The organism is Aneurinibacillus danicus, assembly GCF_007991215.1.
GTDB lineage: Bacteria > Bacillota > Bacilli > Aneurinibacillales > Aneurinibacillaceae > Aneurinibacillus > Aneurinibacillus danicus.
In genome coordinates, this window is the sequence record NZ_BJXX01000114.1 from 1 (window position 1) to 4534 (window position 4534).

The following is a 4534-nucleotide window of genomic DNA, read 5'->3' on the forward strand; positions in this document are numbered from 1 at the left end:
CACAGAAAAAAGCGAGCATATTGGCTCGCTTTTTTTAAGAATCTAGCATTACGATAATTTAACCCAACCGTTTTTAATCGACATAACGACAGCCTGGGTACGGTCCTGCACATCAAGCTTCTGCAGAATGCTGCTGACATGGTTCTTAACCGTTTTCTCGCTGATGAACAGCTCTTCGCCGATCATACGGTTGCTTTTCCCTTCCGCCATCAACTGCAGTACTTCGCGCTCACGCGGCGTAAGCGCCAGAATGTTGCTTTCTTTGTCGCTGCCGCCAAGGTCGCTGACATCGCTGAGCAGCACGTTCTCATCGTGGCTGTGCTCGATGCTGCTGAGACGGCGGAACTCGGTAATGAGCTTGCCGGTTACTTTTGGATGAATATACGCTTCACCCTGTGCCACCGAATTAATCGCTTCGATCAGCGCGTCGGAATCCATCTCTTTCAATAAGTAACCGGCCGCACCTGAGCGCAGGGATTTATATACATAGTTCTCATCGTCATGGATGGACAGAATGATAATGCGGGACTCCGGCGAGCGCTCCTTAATACGCTGAGTCGCCTGCACACCGGTCATCTTCGGCATGTTAATGTCCATCAGAATGACATCCGGCTGGTATTCGACGGCCATCTGGCACGCCTCTTCGCCGTCGGAAGCCTCGCCAACAATCTCGAAACGCTCTTCCATTTCTAAAATTCGTTTGACACCTTCACGAAACAGTTTGTGATCGTCTACTAGTAAAATTGAAATCTTTTGGTCCGTCATACTAACCTCCATACATTAAGGTGTTGTTTGCTTGTTATCATGAATACGAAGGGGAATGCTAAACAGGACGCTTGTCCCTTTGCCGGGTCTGGAATGAATCTTCATCTTGCCCTGCAAAAGCTTGACCCTCTCTCTCATCCCCATTATTCCAAACTGCGGCCGCTCGGCCCGGGTGGATTGGTCGAATCCCACCCCGTCGTCCATTACGCGGAAATGCACGACATGCGGCTTAAACTCCAGCCGCACTTCCACATTTCGGGCTTGTGCATGCTTCGCTGTATTGTTCAGGGACTCCTGAATCAGGCGAAAAACTGCGACTTCGATTGAGTTCTGCAGGCGGCGCTCCGGGGTTAGCAACGTAAGTTTTGCCCCGATACCGTGACGTTTTTGGTACTCTTCCAAATATTTTCGAAGCGTAGGCACAAGTCCCAGGTCATCGAGAGCCATTGGACGCAGGTCAAAAATAATTTTCCTTACATCTACCAGACTTGCCCTTGTAAGCTCTTTTAATAACCTGAGTTCGACTTTTGCTTCGTCAATTCGATTCTGATTCAGCATTCTCTCAACAATTTCACTCCGCAGCGTCACGTTCGCCATCGATTGTGCGGGACCATCGTGAATATCGCGGGCTACCCGCTTGCGCTCTTCTTCCTGAGCCTGGATGATCTGAATCCCGAGAAGCTGCTGCTGCTGGGCCGACTCCAGTGCAATGCCTACCTTCTTCAAATCGCCCTGCAGGTAGTTTAGCACACTTCCCATCTGGGCAATCAAGTTCTCGGACTTCTCGATGGTCTGCAAAATGCTGCGGTGGCGGCGCTCCAATTCATCCCTGCGCTGCCTAAGACGCAGTTCCTTATCTCTTGAGAGCGAGAGTTGAATCTGCATTTGGCTGGCTTCTTCGTAAGCTTCGCGGATGTCAGTCTCACTGTACTGTCGAAAGTTGCGGCTAATCGCAGCCAGTTTCTGGCGCGCCTGTCTTGCCTTCAAATCCAGCTCATCTGTCTGGCGAATCACCCGCTCAATCTCAGTCTTCAGGGCTTCCAACTCGAGGCTGATATGATTACGCTCTTTGTGCGCGTTCTCAGCAATATCAAAGATTTTCTCTTTGCTTTGTTCCACGGACGAAATCGTCCTGTTCATGATCTCATCGAGCACGTGGATATCAATGTTGGCCTCGGCCATGTATATCCCCTTCCTCACCATTAGCCAATAAGTACCATTCCAATTGTTACCTTCTACGCTTCTCTTCCACGAGCTTGTTTTCCTTTATAGGTAAGGAGAACAAAAACTCTTTACCTATTGTACCATTCATCCCAAATAAACAAAACAAGACCCATACACTATTGAAGTGATGGGCCTTTGGTTGGTTCTTATTAGCGTGTGGACAGTTCTGAGGCTTCTTTCTTAAGGATTTCCGCCTTGTCCGTTTGCTCCCATGGTACATTTAGGTCATTACGTCCAAAATGTCCATAAGCAGCGGTTCCGCGGTACATCGGACGGCGCAAGTCGAGCTGCTTAATGATTCCTGCCGGACGAAGGTCAAAATGCTTGCGAACAAGCTGAACGAGGATATCTTCGTCCACTTTGCCTGTACCGAACGTATCAACGCTGATGGAAACAGGCTGTGCTACACCAATCGCATAAGCCACTTGAACTTCACACTTCTCTGCCAGTCCTGCTGCAACAATGTTCTTCGCCACGTAGCGTGCTGCGTACGCGCCGGAGCGGTCAACCTTTGTCGGATCCTTGCCGGAGAAGGCGCCGCCGCCGTGACGAGCGTATCCGCCGTACGTATCAACGATAATCTTACGTCCGGTAAGTCCTGCGTCGCCCTGCGGTCCGCCGATAACGAAGCGGCCGGTCGGGTTGATAAAATACTTCGTGTTCTCATCAAGGAACTCTTCCGGAACGATCGGTTTGATAACATGTTCTTTCAGGTCGCTCTGGATTTGCTCAAGCGTTACCGCCGGGTCATGCTGCGTGGAGATAACGATGGTATCTACGCGTACCGGCTTATCTCCTTCGTATTCAATCGTCACTTGCGTTTTTCCGTCCGGGCGGAGGTACTCAAGTGTACCGTTTTTGCGAACTTCCGTCAGACGACGGGACAACTTATGAGCCAGGGAAATCGGAAGCGGCATCAATTCCGGCGTCTCGTTGCAGGCGAAGCCAAACATTAAGCCCTGGTCACCGGCGCCAATTGCTTCGATTTGCTCATCCGTCATTTGACCTTCGCGCGCTTCAAGCGCCTGGTCGACGCCCTGTGCAATGTCAGGAGATTGCTCATCGATAGAAGTTAAAACCGCGCAAGTGTCAGCATCAAAGCCGAATTTTGCGCGAGTATATCCGATTTCACGGATGGTTTCGCGAACTACTTTCGGGATATCCACATAGCAACTTGTCGTAATCTCGCCGGCTACGAGTACCATACCTGTCGTGACAGATGTCTCTGCCGCTACGCGAGCATTCGGGTCTTTGTCAAGAATTGCATCGAGAATAGCATCAGAGATCTGGTCACAAATCTTATCGGGATGGCCCTCTGTAACCGATTCTGATGTGAAGAGATGACGGCCTTTTTTCAGCGCCATATTCACGTACCTCCTTATAAACCATAATTAATGGATGGTCTTACCAAGATACGGTACTCCCTCCCCAAACCTGTCGCAAAGCAGTAAAAAAACCTTTTCCATTCTACTATGTCCTGGAAAAGGGTCGATTTTTTACTCATTCTTTGCCCTTTATCTTCCAGACACAAGTATGTATCCGCATACCGTTCTGCTGGTTAGCACCGTTCATCGCGCCCAGAAAGCGTCCTGCTAGCTAGAGCTTGTCTGCGCCTTCTTCCTTAAGGGTAGCGGTGTGGTTGCCGGGCTTCATCGGGCCAGTCCCTCCGCCTGCTCGGGATATAAGGGTCTTCCGTTCTAGTTGAGGATATCTTATTTCTTTGGTTGTGTCAACATGGAAAGAGGAACAGGGAAAAAATACGTTAGTGTTTTCTGCAAAGAAGCAGAAGCGTACGAAAAACGCGCGGGCGTTTTTCTTTGCTTACGAATGGAGAGAAGGCAACGGTATAGTGTAGCAATATGTTCGACGACAATGTGATAAAATGAAAATAACAAAAACCTGAAAAGGGGCGGAACTATGAGCGATGCGACATTATCCCGTTTTGACTCTAATCGCAGATACACATACGCCGATTATCTAAATTGGACGAATGATGAGCGCTGGGAATTGGTTGACGGAGTTCCGTATGCGATGAGTCCGGCACCTTCACGCAAGCACCAGGAAGTATTGGGAGAGCTTTCAAGACAGTTCGCCAACTATCTTGTCGGCAAGCCATGCAGGTCCTATATTGCTCCTTTTGATGTCCGTCTTTTTGCTGAGGACAAATCGGATGAGCAGATCGTAAATGTTGTACAGCCAGATTTGACAGTCGTATGCGATGACAGCAAGTTGGACGATAGGGGATGCAAAGGAACGCCTGATTTAGTTGTCGAAATCCTCTCACCAGCCACAGGAAAACAGGACAGATGGTTAAAATATAAACTTTATGAACGTGTAGGAGTTAAAGAGTATTGGATTGTCGACCCTCTGCTTCAGACAGTAGAAGTTTTTATACTGGATGATGAGAGATATATATTGAGCGGCGTTTTTGGAAATAAAGACATGCTCCGTGTCACGCTCTTTGAAGATTTGGAGATTGATTTACGGCTGGTTTTTGGTTGAAATAAAATCACCATGGCATTCAGCCGCAACCCCGATATGAAAA

General features: G+C 48.8%; 4 protein-coding genes and 1 riboswitch. Of the genes, 1 reads left to right on the forward strand and 3 read right to left on the reverse strand.

Annotated elements, in window-relative coordinates; all coding sequences use genetic code 11:
- Positions 1-48: 48 nt before the first annotated feature.
- From ADA01nite_RS12505 to metK, 3 genes are all read right to left on the reverse strand, one after another.
- Positions 49-765 (reverse strand): response regulator, encoded by a 717-nt coding sequence (locus ADA01nite_RS12505; RefSeq protein ID WP_170230260.1) that lies wholly within the window; start codon positions 763-765, stop codon positions 49-51.
- Between the two features lie 15 nt (positions 766-780).
- Positions 781-1947: a sensor histidine kinase gene (locus ADA01nite_RS12510; RefSeq protein ID WP_146810341.1), complete on the reverse strand. Its 1167-nt coding sequence runs from the start codon at positions 1945-1947 to the stop codon at positions 781-783.
- 191 nt (positions 1948-2138) lie between these two features.
- A complete protein-coding gene (gene metK / locus ADA01nite_RS12515; protein WP_146810343.1) occupies positions 2139-3353 on the reverse strand; it encodes a methionine adenosyltransferase in 1215 nt (404 codons plus the stop codon).
- Positions 3354-3500: 147 nt separating this feature from the next.
- Positions 3501-3675, reverse strand: a riboswitch (SAM riboswitch).
- Positions 3676-3906: 231 nt separating this feature from the next.
- On the opposite strand from metK, the gene ADA01nite_RS12520 reads away from it, so the two are divergent.
- Complete coding sequence (locus ADA01nite_RS12520; protein ID WP_146810345.1) at positions 3907-4491, forward strand: Uma2 family endonuclease; 585 nt, start codon at positions 3907-3909, stop codon at positions 4489-4491.
- Positions 4492-4534: the final 43 nt, after the last annotated feature.